A 16507-nucleotide genomic window follows, 5' to 3' on the forward strand; every position below is an offset into this window, starting at 1 on the left:
TGGCTGGCGGCTCGGGCTCAGGTGATGGGGCGAAGGCGCAGGCCCTGCATGCCGCCGTCGACGGCCAGGGCGGTGCCGGTGACGGCGGCGGCGGACGGGCTCGCCAGATACGCGATCGCGGCGGCCACCTCGCTGGCTGCGACCAGGCGGCCCATCGGCTGGCGGGCCTCAAGAGCGGCCCGCTCGGCCTCGGGGTCGTCCGCCCGGGCGAGCAGCCGGCCGATCCACGGGGTGTCCGCCGTACCGGGGTTCACGCAGTTCACGCGCACCCCGTCGGGTACGTGGTCGGCGGCCATGGCGAGGGTGAGGGCGAGCACCGCGCCCTTGGTGGCGCTGTACAGGGCGCGTTGGGGCAGCCCGGCCGTGGCGGCGATCGAGCAGGTGTGGGTGATCGAGGCGCGGCCTGGCCGCTCGGCGGCCGCTCGGCGCAGGTGCGGCAGCGCGTGGCGGGCGGCGCGGACCATCCCGAGGACGTTGACGTCGAGCACCCGGTGCCATTCGGCGTCGTCGTTGTCCTCGACGGTGCCGATGGCGCCGATCCCGGCGTTGGAGACGAGCGTGTGCAGCGCGCCCAACTCCCGTACGGCCCGGGCCACCGCGTCCCGTACGCCCGCGTCGTCGGTGACGTCCGCCGCCAGGGCGAGGGCGCCGTGCGGGGCGCCCGTGACATCGCGGTCGAGCACGGCCACGCGCGCGCCCCGGGCGAGAAGCAGCCCGGCGGTGGCGGCACCGATGCCGGAGGCGCCGCCGGTGACCAGTGCGGCCATCCCCGCGAAGTCCTGGGGTGCGGCCTCGGCGGGGGTGAACGCGCGCGTCATGACACGACCTCCCGGTCGGTGCGGCGGGCCCGCCACTCGGGCCCGTCCGGATAGCGGTAGGCGGCCAGGGACTCGGGGCGCATCCGGGCCGAGAAACCGGGGGCGCGGGGCGCCAGGTAGCGGCCGCCCTCGATGACGGCCGGGTCGCAGAAGTGCTCGTGGAGGTGGTCGACGTACTCGATGACCCGGTCCTCGCGGCTGCCGGAAACGGCCACGTAGTCGAACATCGCCAGGTGCTGGACGAGTTCGCACAGCCCGACCCCGCCCGCGTGCGGGCAGACGGGGACGCCGTACTTGGCGGCGAGGAGAAGGATCGCCAGGTTCTCGTTGACCCCGGCCACCCGGGCCGCGTCGATCTGCACGAAGTCGACCGCGCCCGCCTGGAGCAGCTGCTTGAACACCACCCGGTTGGCGACGTGTTCACCGGTGGCGACCTTCACCGGCTGCCCGGCCCGCACCGCCGCGTGCCCCAGGATGTCGTCCGGGCTGGTCGGCTCCTCGATCCAGTGCGGCGCGTACGGGGCGAGCGCGGCCATCCAGCGCAGCGCGTCCGGCACGTCCCAGCGCTGGTTGGCGTCGACGGCGATGCGCACGCCCGGCCCGACGGCCGCGCGGGCCAGGCGCAGTCTGCGTACGTCGTCGTCGAGATCGGCCCCGACCTTGAGTTTGATCTGCCCGAAGCCGTCCGCGACGGCCTGTTTGGCGAGCCGGACCAGCTTGGCGTCGTCGTAGCCGAGCCAGCCCGGCGAGGTGGTGTACGCGGGATAGCCCTCGGCGCGCAGCAGCCGGGCCCGCGCGGCCCGCCCGGGTTCCGCGGCACGCAGGATGGCGAGGGCGTCGCTCCTGGTCAGGACGTCGGTGAGATAGCGGAAGTCGACGAGCGAGACCAGCTCCTCGGGGGTCATCGCGGCCAGGAATTCCCAGACGGGCACTCCGGCGGCGGTCGCGGCCAGGTCCCAGGCGGCGTTGACGACGGCTCCGGCCGCCATGTGCGTGACGCCCTTGTCGGGGCCGAGCCAGCGCAGTTGCGAGTCATGGGTGAGGTCGTGGTGGAGGGCGGCGAGATCGGCGGCGGTGCGCGGCGCCGGGCGGCCCACCACGTACGGCCGCAGCGCCTCCACGGCGGCGGCGGTGACATCGTTGCCGCGGCCGATGGTGAAGACGAAGCCGTGCCCCTCGGTCCGCGCGGGGCCGTCGGTGCGCAGCACCAGATAGGCGGCCGAGTAGTCCGGGTCCGGGTTCATCGCGTCCGAGCCGTCCAGCTGTTCGGAGGTGGGGAAGCGGATGTCGTATACGTCGAACCCGGTGACACTCGGCCTCATGCGCGCCCCCTGTGGCTGAGTCCTGCTTCAGGTCCCGCTGGAGTCCCGCTGAAGAACTCTTGCGACGAACGTGTGCTCGGACATCCGACCTCTCGCGGTCATCCGATGTATTCCGATGTATAGCGGCGGGGAACCGCCGGAGTCCAGGGTCGGGACGGAACATTCCTCGCCGGATTCACGGAACAGCTCGGATGAATCTGCCGCCAGGGAGCGCGTTTCCCCGGCTGCTGCCCGTTCATGCGGGGATCACTCCGGCGGGGAGAGGGCCGTGCACGGGGGCTGCGTCGGGGTATGGCTGAAGCCGTAAGGTTGGGGCGTACGCAAGAGAACTTCGGAGGGAGGCACTGGGTGATCGAGCTGGAGGGAGTTCCCGAGCTGGTCGACCCGGTCATGATCGCCGCGTTCGAGGGCTGGAACGACGCGGGCGACTCCGCCTCCTCAGCGGTCGCCCACCTGGAGCGCGAGTGGAAGGGCGAGGTCTTCGCCGCGCTCGACGCCGAGGACTACTACGACTTCCAGGTCAACCGGCCCACCGTGTTCCTGGAGGCCGGGGTCCGGCGGATCACCTGGCCCACCACCCGGCTCTCCGTCGTGCGCGTCGGCGGCGAAAAGCCGCGCGACCTGGTGCTGGTGCGCGGGATCGAACCGTCGATGCGCTGGCGCTCGTTCTGCAACGAGATCCTGGGCTTCGCGCACGAGCTGGGCGTGGAGATGGTGGTGATCCTGGGCGCGCTGCTCGGCGACACCCCGCACACCCGGCCGGTGCCGGTCAGCGGTGTCACCTCGGACCCGGACCTGGCGCGCACGATGGACCTGGAGGAGACGCGGTACGAGGGGCCCACCGGCATCGTCGGCGTCCTCCAGGAGGCCTGCACCCACGCGGGCGTGCCGGCCGTCAGCCTCTGGGCCGCCGTGCCGCACTATGTGTCGCAGCCGCCGAACCCCAAGGCCACGCTGGCCCTCCTCAACCGCCTTGAGGACCTGATCGACCTGCGCATCCCGCTGGGCGAACTGGCCGAGGACGCGCGCGCGTGGCAGCTCGGGGTGGACCAACTGGCCGCGGAGGACAGTGAAGTGGCCGAGTACGTCCAGACGCTGGAGGAGGCTCGGGACACGGCGGATCTGCCGGAGGCGTCGGGGGAGGCGATCGCCCGGGAGTTCGAGCGGTATCTGCGGCGGCGGGACGGTGGTCCGGGGCCTGGGCCCGGACCCGGGTCTGTGGCCGGTGGCCACGCCACGGACGGGGGTGAGTCCACGTCGTATCTGCGCGATACGGGCAGTGGGCGGACTCGGCCGCCCAGGCCCCCTCGGGAAGATCCGGAGGATCCGGGCGACGGGGTGGAGTCGTCGGACGACTGAGGCTGCGCCGGGTCCCCCCGTACCCCTAGGGGTACGGGGGGACCCGGCGTTTCCAGCCGGATTTGCACCGGTTGCCCAACCCCCCTTTATTTCAAACACAGTTCGCCGGACGGGGTTTACGAGTCGGCGTCGCGGTAGCAGGGTGTGCCGGGTAGGGAGCGACACGGCACCGGAGGGAGCTGCAGCGGCGATGACCGATCAGGCACTCCCGGGCCAGGGCCCCGGCACTGCGGGCCCCGGACCCGATGGAGCTGGATTCACCTATCAAGGCGCCGAGCCGGAACTGATCGTCGTCGCGCGGGCCGAGGCCAGGCTCCGCGTCGACGCCCAGGGCATCGGCTCGGCCTCCGGAGCGGACACCACGGCGCTCACCCTCTTCCTCGGCGACGAACAGCTCGCCATGGAGCCGCTGTTCGGCCGTGAGGAGCGGCTTCGCGAGGAGCGGCTGCACGCGGCGGAGCGGCCCGGCCGGCCGGGCGTCGATCAGGGCACCCTCCCCGACCTGTCGCTGTTCTACCGTGTACGCGGCGGAGCCGACCGGGCCGAGGAGTTCGCCGCCCGGCTGGCCGCCCTGCCGGAGATCGAGACCGCGTATGTGAAGCCGGGGGCCGTCCCGGCCTCGTATCCCGGTCAGGACGGGGCGACGGCCGCGCGGCTGAAGGAAGGCACGCCCGCCACCCCCGACTTCACCGGCCGCCAGGGCTATCTGCGGGCCGCGCCCGAGGGCGTCGACGCGTACTGGGCCTGGCAGCGGCCGGGCGGTTCCGGCGAGGGCGTCACCGTCGTCGACGTCGAGGGCGCCTGGCAGCTGGGGCACGAGGACCTCGCGGAGAAGCTGGCCGGGATCGTCGTCGGCACCCCGGTGCAGGACCTGGCGTGGCGCAACCACGGCACGGCGGTCCTCGGCGTCATCGGCGGCGACCGGGACGACAAGGGCATCACCGGAATCGCGCCCCAGTCCGTCACCGCGGCCGCGTCGTTCCGGTCCATCGGTACGGCCGCGGCGATCCACGCGGCCGCCGAACGGCTCTCCCCCGGCGACCTCGTGCTGATCGAACTGCACCGCCCGGGGCCCCGGTTCGCCTATGAGCAGCGCGACGACCAGGCCGGGTACATCGCGATCGAGTGGTGGCCGGACGACTTCGCCGCGATCCGCTGGGCGACCGCCAGGGGCGTCCTGGTGGTGGCGGCCGCGGGCAACGGCGCGGAGAGCCTCGACGACGCGCTGTACGAGCGGCGGCCGGAGCGGTTCCCGGCGACCTGGCGCAACCCGTTCAACCCGTCCAACCGGTCCTCCGGCGCGGTCCTGGTCGGCGCGGGCGCACCGCCGCCGGGCACCCACGGCCGCGACCACGGCCCGGACCGCTCACGGCTCGCGTTCTCCAACTACGGGGCGCGGATCGACGCCCAGGGCTGGGGCCGGGAGACCACCACGACCGGCGGGTTCTGGGACCGGGCCGGTGAACTCCAGGGCGGCGCCGAGGAGATCGCCTGGTACACGGACACCTTCTCCGGTACGTCCTCGGCGGCCCCGATCGTGGTCGGCGCCCTCGCCTGCCTGCAGGGCATGCTGAAGGCGGCCCAGCAGGCGCCGATGACACCGGAGCGCGCCCGTGAGGTGCTGCGCTCGACCGGCTCGCCGCAACAGGACGCGCCCGGCCGGCCCGCCTCCCAGCGCATCGGCAGCCGCCCCGACATCAAGGCGGCCGTGACCCGGCTGATGCCGTCCACGGTCGGCACCGGCCAGGCCGAACGGTACTGGGACGAGCTGATCCCGTACCCCCATGAACTGCCCCCGAGGCTCCGGCTGTTCGTCGCCGGGGCGTGGCGCAACCTCAACGACCCGGCGCCCGAGCTGCGGCAGGCGGTGCACGCCGCCTTCGCGCAGGGCCGTCCCGACGTACGCGTCTGGTTCTCGGACGACGAAGTCGTCGGCCTGGTCGTCGCGGGCTGAGCGTCGCGGCACATCGGCCGACCAGCCAATCAACCAACCAACCCGACGATCCATCCACCCATGACCGACCCACGCATCGACACAGGGAAGGTGACACCACCATGAGCACCACCCCGCAGATGAGTCAGCAGCAGTACGGTCAGCAACAGGGCTTCCCACAGACCCAGCAGGGCTACTCGCAGGGCCAGCAGGGCATCCCGCAGCAGGGCTACCCGTACGGCCAGCAGCAGGGGTATCCGCAGGGGCAGCAGCAGGGTCCGAACACCTCGCCGCCGCAGATCCAGCAGCAGCTCCAGCAGCTCGGCCAGCAGCCGCCGTTCCAGCAGCTGCTCCAGCAGATGGGCGGCATGCAGCAGGGTCAGCAGACCCAGCAGCCGCTCGTGCTGCCGAGCGCGGTCGAGGCGGCCTCGGTGACCAGCGGCATCGCCACCAAGTTCTGGGACGTGGTGACCCCGCTGCCCGGCCAGCCGTCGATCCTGTATCTCTTCGTCGCGGGCAACTGGCACCCGCTGGTGAACCCGAACCAGGTCACGCATGACGCGGTCCAGGAGGCGTTCGCGTTCGGCCAGCAGGTCATCGGGTTCTACGACACCAAGACGGGCGCGATCCAGGCCGTCGTGGTGAACCGGCAGTAGGGACCCCTGCACGCACAGGGCGCCGGGTGAGCAGTGGCCCACCCGGCGCCCGGCCGTGCGTCGAGCGATGAAGCGTTTGCGCAGTGAGGCGTTGCGCGGTGAAGCGTTTATGCGGTGACGGTTGCGGGTTACAGGGCCACGCCGAGCAGCGCGTCGACGGCGCGCGAGACCACGCCGGGCGCGCCCTCGTCCGTACCGCCCTCGCTGTGCTGGCGGTCGGCCCAGCGGTCCACGGCCAGGAGCGCCGTCGGGGCGTCCAGGTCGTTCGCCAGGGCCTCGCGGACCTCCTCGACCAAAGCCTCGGCGGACGGGCCGTCGGGGCGGGAGACGGCCGCGCGCCAGCGGGCGAGCCGCTCGACGGCGTCCTGGAGGACCTGGTCGGTCCACTCCCAGTCGGCCCGGTAGTGGTGCGAGAGCAGCGCGAGCCGGATCGCGGCCGGGTCCACGCCCTCGCGGCGCAGTGTCGAGACGAAGACCAGGTTGCCCTTGGACTTCGACATCTTCTCGCCGTCGAGCGCGACCATGCCGGCGTGGACGTACGCCTTGGCCATCGGGAACTCGCCGGTGAGCACCTGGGCGTGCGAGGCGCCCATCTCGTGGTGCGGGAAGGCGAGGTCGGAGCCGCCGCCCTGCACGTCGAAGCCCATGCCGAGGTGGTCAAGGGCGATGGCGACGCACTCGATGTGCCAGCCGGGCCTGCCGGGGCCCAGGCTCGCGCCGTCCCAGCTCGGCTCGCCCTCGCGGGCGGCCATCCAGAGCATCGGGTCCAGCGGGTTCTTCTTGCCGGGGCGCTCGGGGTCGCCGCCTCGCTCGGCGGACAGCCGCCGCATGGCCTCGGCGTCCAGGTTGGAGACCTGGCCGAAGTGGGCGTCGCTCTCCACGGAGAAGTAGATGTCCCCGTCGAGCTCGTACGCGGCGCCCGCGTCCCGCAGGCGTTCGACGAGCGGGACGATCCCGGGTATCGCCTCGACCGCGCCGATGTAGTGCTTCGGGGGAAGCATCCGCAGCGCGGTCATGTCCTCGCGGAAGAGAGCGGTCTCGCGCTCGGCGAGCTCGGTCCAGTCGTGCCCGTCGCGGATGGCCCGCTCCAGGAGCGGATCGTCCACGTCCGTCACGTTCTGGACGTAGTGAACCTGCCGCTTGGTGTCGAGCCACACGCGCTGAACGAGGTCGAACGCGTTGTAGGTCGCCGCGTGACCCAGGTGGGTCGCGTCGTACGGAGTGATGCCGCAGACGTAGATACGGGCGACGGGACCGGGGTCGAGGGTGACCAGACCGCCGGTCGCGGTGTCGTGGATCCGGAGGTCGCGGCCCTTGCCGGGCAGGGCGGGGACCTCAGAAGCGGGCCAGGCATGCATGTCTTGAGCGTAACCGGACGCATGCTCCATATTCGAACCGGATCCGCGCACTTGGCCGAATGACCTCTCTTGCGCGCGATCCGGTTTCATGCAGGGCTGGCACATATCGGGCGGACAGGCGCGCGCCAGGGCCGGGAGACCGACTGCCACGGGAGCGGCGGCCGGGAAACGGGCCGCTACACCGGCGGCCAGGGAATCGGGGGCCACTCCCCCGACGGGCTGCGGTGCACTCCGTCCGCGAGCAGCGACGCCACCCGCTCGCGCAGCGCGGCCACCTCGTCCGCCGTGATCAGCTCGGCGAGGCGGGCGGCCAGCGGCTCGCCGGGGGCCAGCGCCGCGGCCAGGCCGGTCAGCGCCTCGACCGACTCCCGCGGCAGCGGCTCGCCCGCCCAGCCCCACAGCAGGGTCCGCAGCTTGTCCTGGACGTTGAAGGTGACCCCGTGGTCGATGCCGTACAGGTGCCCGTCACCGGTGGGCAGCAGATGGCCGCCCTTGCGGTCGCCGTTGTTGATCACGGCGTCGAGCACCGCGAGGCGCCGCAGCCGCTCGTCGTCGGCGTGCACGAGCAGCGCGGTGCGGCCCTCGCCGACGTCCGCGAGCCCGACCGCCTTCCAGCCCTCGCCCGGCTCCTCGCCGTCGACGAGCGCGAGGAGCCCGCCCTCGCCGTCCTCGCCCCCGTCCGGCGCGGCCTCGATCCACAGCTGGACCATGCCCTCGCCGTACGGCCCGTCGCGCAGCACGGTCGGCGGCACCAGATCCCAGCCGAGCGCCGCGCAGACCTCGTAGGCGGCGACCTCGCGCTGGGCGAGCGTGCCGTCGGGGAAGTCCCACAGCGGCCGCTCGCCGGCGACCGGCTTGTAGACGCAGTGGGCGCTGTGACCCTCGTACGAGACCGAGCAGTAGAGCACCGCGTTGGACGCCTCGCGGATCCGGCCGCGGACGGTGAGCTCGCCCTTGGCGAGCAGGTCCACCGCCGTCAGGCTCCCCGTCGGTATCCGTTCTGGCGCGGGCATACGTGTCCTTCCGGGTCGAGCGGCAGGCTGCACAGCGGGCACGGCGGGCGGCCCGCGTTGACCACGTCGAGGGCGCGCTTGGCGAACGCGCGGGCCTGGGCGCCGGTCAGGCGCACCCGCAGCATCGGCGGACCGTTCTCGTCGTCCTGGAGCAGCCGCTCCTCGGCCTCCGCGAGGTCCTCCTCGGAGTCGGCGTCGAGCTCGACCAGGGCCTGCGCCTCGATCACCATGCGCTGCTCCTCGCCGTCCCAGGCCAGCGCCATGGTGCCGACCCGGAACTCCTCCTCGACCGGCGAGTCGAGGGGGGCGGTGTCGGTGACGTCGGCGGGGGCGACGGCCGGGACCGGCGCGTTGCCGCCGGTGCGGCGCACGACCTCGTCCAGCAGTTCGTCGATCCGCTCGGCGAGAGCCGCCACCTGGGTCTTCTCCAGGGCGACGCTGGTGGTACGGCTGCCCGCGGACGCCTGGAGGAAGAACGTCCGGCGTCCGGGCAGCCCGACCGTGCCGGCCACGAAACGGTCCGGCGGGTCGTAGAAGAACACCTGACGGGGCACGTCCTGGTCTCCCTAGGTCGATGGTGCGATCGGTGCCGGGCCACCGGACGGAGCGCGGGTTTTCGGCCCGTCCACCCTACTGCGCCCGACGATCACGGTGCTCCCGCGCCACCCCCGACCTCGGCGTCGCTCGTCGGAGCGGACTCCTTCGGGGCGAGCGCACCGAGATCTCCGGTCTCGCCCAGGCGCACCAGGAACGGGCGCAGCCGGGTGTAACGGATGGCGGTGAGGGAACACGGTTCAACCGAGATCCGCTGAAAGAGGTCGAGATGCATACCGAGGGCGTCGGCGACGATCGACTTGATGATGTCGCCGTGCGAGCACATCACGAACACGGCGTCCGGCCCGTGGTCCGCCTCCACGCGCGCGTTCCACTCGCGTACCGCCTCCACGGCGCGTGTCTGCATCGCGCGCATCGACTCGCCGCCGGGGAACGCGGCGGCCGACGGGTGCTGCTGGACCACTTCCATCAGCGGGTCGTCGGTGAGCTCGGCGAGCTTGCGGCCCGACCAGTCGCCGTAGTCGCACTCGCTGATCCGCTCGTCGGTGTGGAACGCGAGCGAGGGCCGCGCGTCGAGGAGCGGCCCCAGGGTCTCCCGGCAGCGCTCCAGGGGGCTGGAGACGACCGCGGCGAGCGGCAGCGCGGCGAGCCGGTCCGGCAGGGCGGCGGCCTGCGCGGCGCCGCGCTCGTCCAGATGAACCCCTGGGGTGCGCCCGGCCAGCAGGCCCGAGGTGTTGGCGGTGGAGCGTCCATGACGTACGAGGATCAGCGTGGCCATGTCCGCCAGGGTAGGCCGAGCGGACGGCGGGGGTGCGGGCGGTGCCGCTTCGCGGAAGAATGCGCGCCGTGATCGTCGACTGCGCCATCTACCGGGACGGCCGCCGCACCGAGGGCCCGCCCGACTACTCGGACGCGCTGGAAGAGGCCAGGGCGGCCGGGGACGCGTTCGTGTGGCTGGGCATGTACGAGCCGACCGAGGACGAGTTCGACCTGGTCAGCAGCGAGTTCGGGCTGCACGCGCTGGCCGTGGAGGACGCGCTGCTCGCCCATCAGCGGCCCAAGCTTGAGGTGTACGACGACTCGCTGTTCGTGGTCCTGAAGCCCGTCTCGTACGAGCCGCACAGCGACACCGTGACCACCGGGGAGCTGATGCTCTTCATCGGCGACTCGTTCGTGGTGACCGTCCGGCACGGCGAGGGCTCGCCGCTGCACGCGGTACGCAAGCGCCTGGAGGCGGAGCCGGCGCTGCTGCGGCACGGTCCCACGACCGTCCTGTACGCGGTGAGCGACGCCGTCGTCGACCACTACACGGAGGTCGCGGCCGAGCTCCAGACGGACCTGGAGGAGCTGGAGACGCAGGTCTTCGCACCCGCCGGCAGTGACGCGAAGGGCGGCGCGCACCACGACGGGAGCACGGTCGCCTCGCGCATCTACACCTTCAAGCGGCAGGTCCTCGAATTCCGCCGGGCCAGCGTCCCGCTCGCGGAGCCGATGCAGCGGCTGGCGGGCGCGGGGGTGCCGTTCGTGCACGACAAGGCGCAGCCGTTCTTCCGTGATGTCAGCGACCATCTGATCCGGGCCAACGAAGGCGTCGAGGGCCTGGACCGGCTGGTCTCGGACATCCTCTCCGCCCATCTCGCGCAGATGGGCGTGCGGCAGAACGACGACATGCGCAAGATCTCCGCCTGGGCGGCGATGGCGGCCGTCCCGACGATGGTCGCGGGCATCTACGGCATGAACTTCGACCACATGCCGGAGCTCAAGTTCGTCTGGGCGTATCCGGCGGTGCTGGCCCTGATGGCGGCCCTTGAGGTCGTGCTCCACCGCACCTTCAAGCGCCGCGGCTGGCTCTGAACTCTCCGGTCGGCGAGGGCGCGTTACGCGAACTCTGGCGCGCGCGTGGCCGGTCCGCCGAGCGCGTCGCGCCGCTCGGGCATCGTCAGGCTGACCATGCGCCGCCAGCCGGCCGCCCGTTCGTAGGCGTACACGCCGTGGATCCCGGCGCTCAGCGCCGCGGACTTGGCCCCGGGCCAGCGCAGGATGCGGCCCATGTAGTCCATCACGGCCAGACTGACGTCCCGGTAGACCCGGATCTCGGCCAGCGCGCACTCGCGCAGCGCGCGCTGGATGGTGCGGCCGTGTCCGGCGTACGCGAGCCGCAGCAGCTCCTCGTGGCAGTACGCGAGGTGGTTGTCCTCGTCGGCGCTGATCATCCGGATCGCCCTGCCCACTTCCGGGTGGTCCCCGAAGTGCCGCACCAGCATCACCATCTGGTCGGCGGCCCGCTGCTCGGTGACCCGGCTGTGCGCGAGGTAGGTGGCGATGTCCTGCTCGGTGAGCGGCTTGTCGCCGCGCAGCAGCTCATGGGCGAGGCCGATGCCGTTGCGCTCCAGGAGCATCGTGTAGTCGGTCTCCGCCGGGACCGGGACCGGGGTCAGACCGCGCTTCTTCAGGAGCGCGTTGAAGATCCGCCCGTGCTTGTCCTCGTCGGCGCCGTGCCGGGCGATCTTGGGGGCGAGGTCGCGCTGCTCCGGCGGGACGAGCGCGGAGATACGGCCGTTCTCCCAGCCGCCCTGGCTCTCGCCGCTGGCCGCGATCGAGCAGAAGAGCCGGAACGACTCGTCGTTGTCGAGGATCTCCTGGAACAGGCTCTTGGCCGAAAGCATCGCCGTACCTCCGCATGACTCCCGCACAGACATCTGCAAAGAGCAAGTCAAATACGGGGGACAGAACGGGGCAACAGGGGTGTGTGCCGACTGGGCCGAACGAAGGAACGCACCGGCGTGTGTCCGCCCGTAACCCCACCGGCGCACAGCGCGTTGTTCGGGATGACGGCCGTGGCGGGGAAGACCCCCCGAGCCCCCACCACGGCCGCAGGCTTCGTTCGTACGACTACGCCTGGACTACGCCAGCCCGGCGTGCTCCAGGGCCTCGGTGCCCGCGCGCAGGGCCGCGATCCGCTCGTCGAGCGTGAAGCCCGCCGGGGCGAGGGTGAGGGTGGTGACCCCGGCGGCGGCGTAGGCCCGCATCCGGTCGGCGATGCGCTCCACCGAGCCGAGCAGCGTGGTGGAGTCGATCAGCTGCTGCGGGATGGCGGCGGCCGCGCCCGCCTTGTCGCCGGACAGGTACTTGTCCTGGATCTCGGCGGCTTCCTTCTCGTACCCCATGCGCTGGGCGAGCTGGTTGTAGAAGTTCTGCTTGCGGCTGCCCATGCCGCCGACGTAGAGCGCGGTGTACGGGCGGAACATGTCGGCCAGCGCGCCGACCTCGCTGTCCGCGCCGAGGGCGAGCGGCAGCGTCGGGCAGACGTCGAAGCCCTCCAGGGTCTTGCCCGCCTTCTCGCGGCCCGCCCGGATGTGGCGGATCGCGGTGTCCTCCAGGTGGTCGGCGGACGGGAAGATCAGCAGTGCGCCGTCGGCGATCTCGCCGGTCTGCTCCAGGTTCTTGGGGCCGATCGCGGCGATGTAGAGCGGGATGTGCTCGCGCTCGGGGTGGACGGTGAGCTTGAGGGCCTTGCCGGGGCCGCCGGGCAGCGGAAGCGTCCAGTGCTCGCCCTCGAACGACAGCCGCTCGCGGGTCATCGCGCGGCGGACGATCTCGACGTACTCACGGGTGCGGGCCAGCGGCTTGTCGAACTTGACGCCGTACCAGCCCTCCGAGACCTGCGGGCCCGAGACGCCCAGGCCCAGACGGAAGCGCCCGCCCGAGAGCGAGTCCAGGGTGGCGGCGGTCATCGCCGTCATCGCGGGCTGGCGGGCCGGGATCTGGAGGATCGCCGAACCCACGTCGATGCGCTCGGTCCTGGCGGCCACCCAGGCCAGTACGGTCGGCGCGTCCGAGCCGTAGGCCTCGGCGGCCCAGCAGACGTCGTAGCCGAGCCGGTCGGCCTCCTGGGCGACGGCGAGGTTGTCGCCGTCCATTCCGGCGCCCCAGTAGCCGAGGTTGATCCCGAGCCGCATGGCGGTCCCCTTACTGATCAGTAACGTCCCTGTGCCGGGGACTCTAGCGCGCGGGCGGACGTTGCGGCAGGCCGCACGGGGCCCGGGTCCGCCCTCCTTCGGTGCGGGGCCCGTCCCGCCGCGTGATCCCCGGTTGTCCACAGGCTCTCACCGGTCGGCGCCGGGGCCAGTACTCTCAGCGCCCATGGAGCAGAGGCACCTGGGCCGTACGGGCCTGCGCGTATCCCGGATCGGGCTCGGCACCCTCACCTGGGGCCGGGACACCGACGAGCACGACGCCGCCGATCTGTTGAAGGCGTTCTGGGAGGCCGGCGGCACGCTGGTCGACACGGCGGACGTGTACGGGGGCGGGGACGCCGAATATCTGCTCGGGCAGCTGGTGGAGCGGCTGGTCCCGCGCCGGGACCTGGTGATCGCCACCAAGGCGGGCAGCGTGCCCGACCCGGACCGCCGCTTCGACGGCTCGCGCGGCCATCTGCTCGCCGCGCTCGACGAGTCGCTGGAACGTCTCGGCACGGACTATGTGGACATCTGGCAGGTGCACGCCTTCGATACGGCGACCCCGCTCGACGAGACGCTCCAGGCGCTGGACATCGCGGTGAGCAGCGGCCGCGTGCGGTACGCGGGCGTGTCCAACTTCTGCGGCTGGCAGCTCGCGAAGGCCGCCACCTGGCAGCTGGCCGGGCCGGGCGTACGGACCCGGCTGGCCAGTACGCAGATGGAGTACTCGCTGCTCCAGCGGGGTGTGGAGCGGGAGGTGCTGCCGGCCGCGCTCGACCTCGGGATCGGGCTGCTGCCGTCCTCACCGCTGGGGCGCGGGGTGCTGACGGGCAAGTACCGCAACGGCACGCCGGCCGACTCGCGCGGGGCCTCCGAGACCATGGCGCCGTTCGTCGCGCCGTATCTGGACGAGGCGGCGAGCCGGATCGTCGACGCGGTGACGATAGCCGCGGACGGCCTCGCGGCGACGCCGCTCCAGGTCGCCCTGGCCTGGGTCCGGGACCGGCCCGGGGTGACCGCGCCGATCGTCGGCGCGCGCAACGCGCGGCAGCTCGCGGCGGCATTGTCAGTGGAGACGCTTAGTCTTCCAGACGAGATCTGCCGGGCGCTCGACGATGTGTCGGCGCCCGTGCACCGCTATCCCGACCAGGACTGGAGCACCTTGTGACCGCGCTTCCCCCGGGGACCGCCCCCGGAACCCCGGCCGATGGCGCCCTCGGCGCCGAGAACGGTGTGGCCGAGGTGGCCGAGGAAGCCGTCAAGGCTGACGGGGCCGACGCGTCCGCCGACACCCCCCAAGGCGCTGGGGAGGTCGCGGAGGATTCGGCTCCGGCCGCCGAGGGCGAGGACCCGGCACAGCCGGACGACGGCCCGGTCGAGGAGGGCGCCGCACACGAAGGCGCGGGCGGCCCGGCGGCCGAGGGCGCCACCAGGACCGAGGACGGCGGCCCCGAACTGTCCGAGGCAGCGGCCGAGTTGGCGGCCCAGCGCGAGCTGCGGGCGCGGATCGAGCAGCGCAAGGCCGAGAAGGAAGGACCCGTCGAGGCCGGGACCAAGCTCAGCGGCCAGGCCGCCGACCTGCTCGCGGCCGTACGGGCGGTGGAGAGCGGCGAGAAGTCGGGCTCGGCCTTCTTCGCCGCCGCCCCCGCCCCCCGCCGCCCCGCTCCGACGACGGCGGCCGCGCCCGTACGCACCCAGGTGCCGCAGCCCGCGCGCGCGGCGGCCGGACCGGAGGCACTGGCGGCGGTCCGGGCCGTGCTGACCGAAGGCGGCGCGCCGGACTCACTCGCTCCGCAGGTCACGGACGCCCTGGGCGAGCAGGCGGCCGACGCGCTGCGGGCCGACCCCTGGCAGCTGCTCGGCGTGCCCGGGGTGCGGCCCGAGCAGGCCGACGGCTTCGCGCGGGCGCTGCTCGGCGCCGGATGCGGGCCGGACGACCCGCGCCGGGCGGCCGCGCTGGTCGGCTGGGTCCTGGAGCGAGCCTCCGCCCGGGGCCACACCGCGCTCACCATCGAGGCGGTGAAGGCGGCGCTGGCCGAGCGTTCCGTGCCCGAGCCGGACGAGGCCGTACAGCACGCGATCACCGAAGGCGTGGTGCTGGTCTTCCAGGACGGGGTGGCCGCGCTGGACGGCGAGGAGAGCGTCCCGGACGAGGAGCCGGACGACGAGGACGCGCCGCCGAGCGCCCCCGTCGAGGTGCTGCTCGGCCTCGACCGGTACGCGCTCGCGGAGGAGAGCCTGGCCGACGGCCTGGCCCGGCTGGCCAACGCCCCGGTGAAGGACGACGGTTCCGACTGGGCGGACGCGGCGGCCTCGGCCCCCTCGCCGTCCGCCGCCGAGCTGATCCGGGCCGTGGCGGGCAGCGGCCTGGTCACCCACTCCGGCGGCGAGGCCGCCCGCGCCGAGTCGGCGGCCGTGGTCGGCGCCGCGCAGGCGCTGGGCCTGCGGGCGGCCGCCGCCGCGCACAGCCGGGACGGGCGGCGCAGGCTGGCCGAGGCGGTGGGGCCCGAGCGCGCGTTCACCGTGGCCGCGCTGCTCGGGGCCGAGGGTCCGGGCCGGGACGAGGACGGGGCGCTCGCCCTGGACGTCCTGGTCGTGCAGGACGCCCCGCAGCTGGACGTGGAGAGCGCCGCGATGCTCGTCGAGTCCCTGCCGGACGGCTGCCGTCTGGTGCTCGGCGGTGACCCGCAGGTGCTGGGCTCGGCGGGCGCCGGGCAGGTGTTCGCCGATGTGCTGGCAGCGCGGGCCTTCCCGCATGTCGCGTCGCGGACGCCCGACCCCGGGCCGATCGGCGAGCTGGTCTCCGGGATCGGGGCCGGTGAGCTGGGCCAGGTGGACGCGCCGGGCAAGGAGGTCGTGATCGTTGTGGTGCGGGACGCGGGCGAGGCGGTGCACCGCTGTGTGCAGCTCGTCGCGGACTCGGTGCCGCGCGCGATCGGCGTGCCGACCGAGCAGACCCAGGTGATCACCGTCGGCCACGGTGGCTCGGCGGGCACGCGCGCGCTGAACACCGCCCTGAAGCAGCGGCTCAACCCCGGCCCCGGCCGGTTCGCGGGCTTCGACGCGGGCGACCGGGTGGCGTACGCGGAGGCTCCCGGGCGTACCGCTGTGGGCGTCGTGGTGTCGGCGGGCCCGGACGGGCTGCACCTGGACTGCGGCGGCGAGGAGGTCGTCGTACCGAAGGAGCGGGTCGGCGCCTCGCTGCGGCACGGCTGGGCCGTGACCGCCCACCAGGCGGCCGGGACACGCTGGCCGGCGGCCGTGGTCGTGCTGCCCGGGGACGCGGCGCAGGGGCTCGACCGAGCCTGGGTCTACACGGCGTTCGGCCGGGCCGAGCGCCATCTGTCCGTGGTCCACGGGGTGGACCAGGCGCTGCCGCGCGCGGTCGCCGAGGGGGTCGCCCCGGCGCGTACGACCCGTCTGACGCCCCTCCTGAAGGGCCTGCTGCGGACGCCGGAGTCGGAGTAGTCGAACGAACGGCGGGCCGCCCCGGCCACGAAGGCCGGGGCGGCCCGCCGCCGCTCTCGGGTCGAA

General features: G+C 73.2%; 14 protein-coding genes. 6 read left to right on the top strand and 8 right to left on the bottom strand.

Annotation, left to right across the window (positions count from 1 at the left end):
- Positions 1–17: 17 nt before the first annotated feature.
- Positions 18–818, bottom strand: coding sequence for an SDR family NAD(P)-dependent oxidoreductase (locus tag ACGFRG_RS20830; RefSeq protein WP_393265844.1), 801 nt, complete (start codon positions 816–818; stop codon positions 18–20).
- Complete coding sequence (locus ACGFRG_RS20835; protein WP_361421131.1) at positions 815–2140, bottom strand: enolase C-terminal domain-like protein; 1326 nt, start codon at positions 2138–2140, stop codon at positions 815–817. The genes ACGFRG_RS20830 and ACGFRG_RS20835 overlap by 4 nt, the downstream gene beginning before the upstream one ends.
- Before the next feature lie 348 nt (positions 2141–2488).
- Between ACGFRG_RS20835 and ACGFRG_RS20840 the strand changes: the two genes are divergently transcribed.
- The 3 genes from ACGFRG_RS20840 (at position 2489) to ACGFRG_RS20850 (ending at position 6088) form a co-directional block, all read left to right on the top strand.
- Entirely contained in the window at positions 2489–3499 is a 1011-nt protein-coding gene (locus ACGFRG_RS20840; RefSeq protein ID WP_393265847.1) for a PAC2 family protein, read from the top strand.
- A gap of 190 nt (positions 3500–3689) precedes the next feature.
- The gene (locus ACGFRG_RS20845; protein ID WP_361421137.1) at positions 3690–5453 is read left to right on the top strand and encodes a S8 family peptidase; all 1764 of its coding nucleotides are present in this window, start codon (positions 3690–3692) and stop codon (positions 5451–5453) included.
- A gap of 101 nt (positions 5454–5554) precedes the next feature.
- Positions 5555–6088 (top strand): hypothetical protein, encoded by a 534-nt coding sequence (locus ACGFRG_RS20850; RefSeq protein WP_393265849.1) that lies wholly within the window; start codon positions 5555–5557, stop codon positions 6086–6088.
- 128 nt (positions 6089–6216) lie between these two features.
- Here ACGFRG_RS20850 and mshC read toward each other — a convergent pair whose 3' ends face one another.
- The 4 genes from mshC to ACGFRG_RS20870 form a co-directional block, all read right to left on the bottom strand.
- A complete protein-coding gene (gene mshC / locus ACGFRG_RS20855) occupies positions 6217–7446 on the bottom strand; it encodes a cysteine--1-D-myo-inosityl 2-amino-2-deoxy-alpha-D-glucopyranoside ligase (RefSeq protein WP_361421143.1) in 1230 nt (409 codons plus the stop codon).
- A 176-nt stretch (positions 7447–7622) separates the two neighbouring features.
- Positions 7623–8459 (bottom strand): SCO1664 family protein, encoded by an 837-nt coding sequence (locus ACGFRG_RS20860; protein WP_393265852.1) that lies wholly within the window; start codon positions 8457–8459, stop codon positions 7623–7625.
- Complete coding sequence (locus ACGFRG_RS20865) at positions 8423–9013, bottom strand: DUF3090 domain-containing protein (RefSeq protein ID WP_188271673.1); 591 nt, start codon at positions 9011–9013, stop codon at positions 8423–8425. Before ACGFRG_RS20865 ends, ACGFRG_RS20860 begins: the two co-directional genes overlap by 37 nt.
- A gap of 92 nt (positions 9014–9105) precedes the next feature.
- The gene (locus tag ACGFRG_RS20870; protein WP_393265855.1) at positions 9106–9792 is read right to left on the bottom strand and encodes a histidine phosphatase family protein; all 687 of its coding nucleotides are present in this window, start codon (positions 9790–9792) and stop codon (positions 9106–9108) included.
- A gap of 59 nt (positions 9793–9851) precedes the next feature.
- Between ACGFRG_RS20870 and ACGFRG_RS20875 the strand changes: the two genes are divergently transcribed.
- Positions 9852–10868, top strand: coding sequence for a magnesium and cobalt transport protein CorA (locus ACGFRG_RS20875; protein ID WP_361421153.1), 1017 nt, complete (start codon positions 9852–9854; stop codon positions 10866–10868).
- Between the two features lie 23 nt (positions 10869–10891).
- Here ACGFRG_RS20875 and ACGFRG_RS20880 read toward each other — a convergent pair whose 3' ends face one another.
- Entirely contained in the window at positions 10892–11680 is a 789-nt protein-coding gene (locus tag ACGFRG_RS20880; protein ID WP_393265858.1) for a ferritin-like domain-containing protein, read from the bottom strand.
- 237 nt (positions 11681–11917) lie between these two features.
- Positions 11918–12973, bottom strand: coding sequence for an LLM class F420-dependent oxidoreductase (locus ACGFRG_RS20885; protein WP_361421159.1), 1056 nt, complete (start codon positions 12971–12973; stop codon positions 11918–11920).
- Between the two features lie 184 nt (positions 12974–13157).
- On the opposite strand from ACGFRG_RS20885, the gene ACGFRG_RS20890 reads away from it, so the two are divergent.
- Both ACGFRG_RS20890 and ACGFRG_RS20895 read left to right on the top strand, forming a co-directional pair.
- Positions 13158–14141 carry an aldo/keto reductase gene (locus ACGFRG_RS20890; protein WP_361421162.1) on the top strand — a complete coding sequence of 328 codons (984 nt, stop codon included), beginning with the start codon at positions 13158–13160 and terminating at the stop codon, positions 14139–14141.
- On the top strand, positions 14138–16441 hold the full coding sequence (locus ACGFRG_RS20895; protein WP_393265861.1) for a helix-hairpin-helix domain-containing protein: 2304 nt from the start codon (positions 14138–14140) through the stop codon (positions 16439–16441). Before ACGFRG_RS20890 ends, ACGFRG_RS20895 begins: the two co-directional genes overlap by 4 nt.
- The last annotated feature ends 66 nt before the right edge of the window (positions 16442–16507 follow it).

This window comes from Streptomyces sp. NPDC048696, assembly GCF_043198895.1.
Lineage (GTDB): Bacteria > Actinomycetota > Actinomycetes > Streptomycetales > Streptomycetaceae > Streptomyces.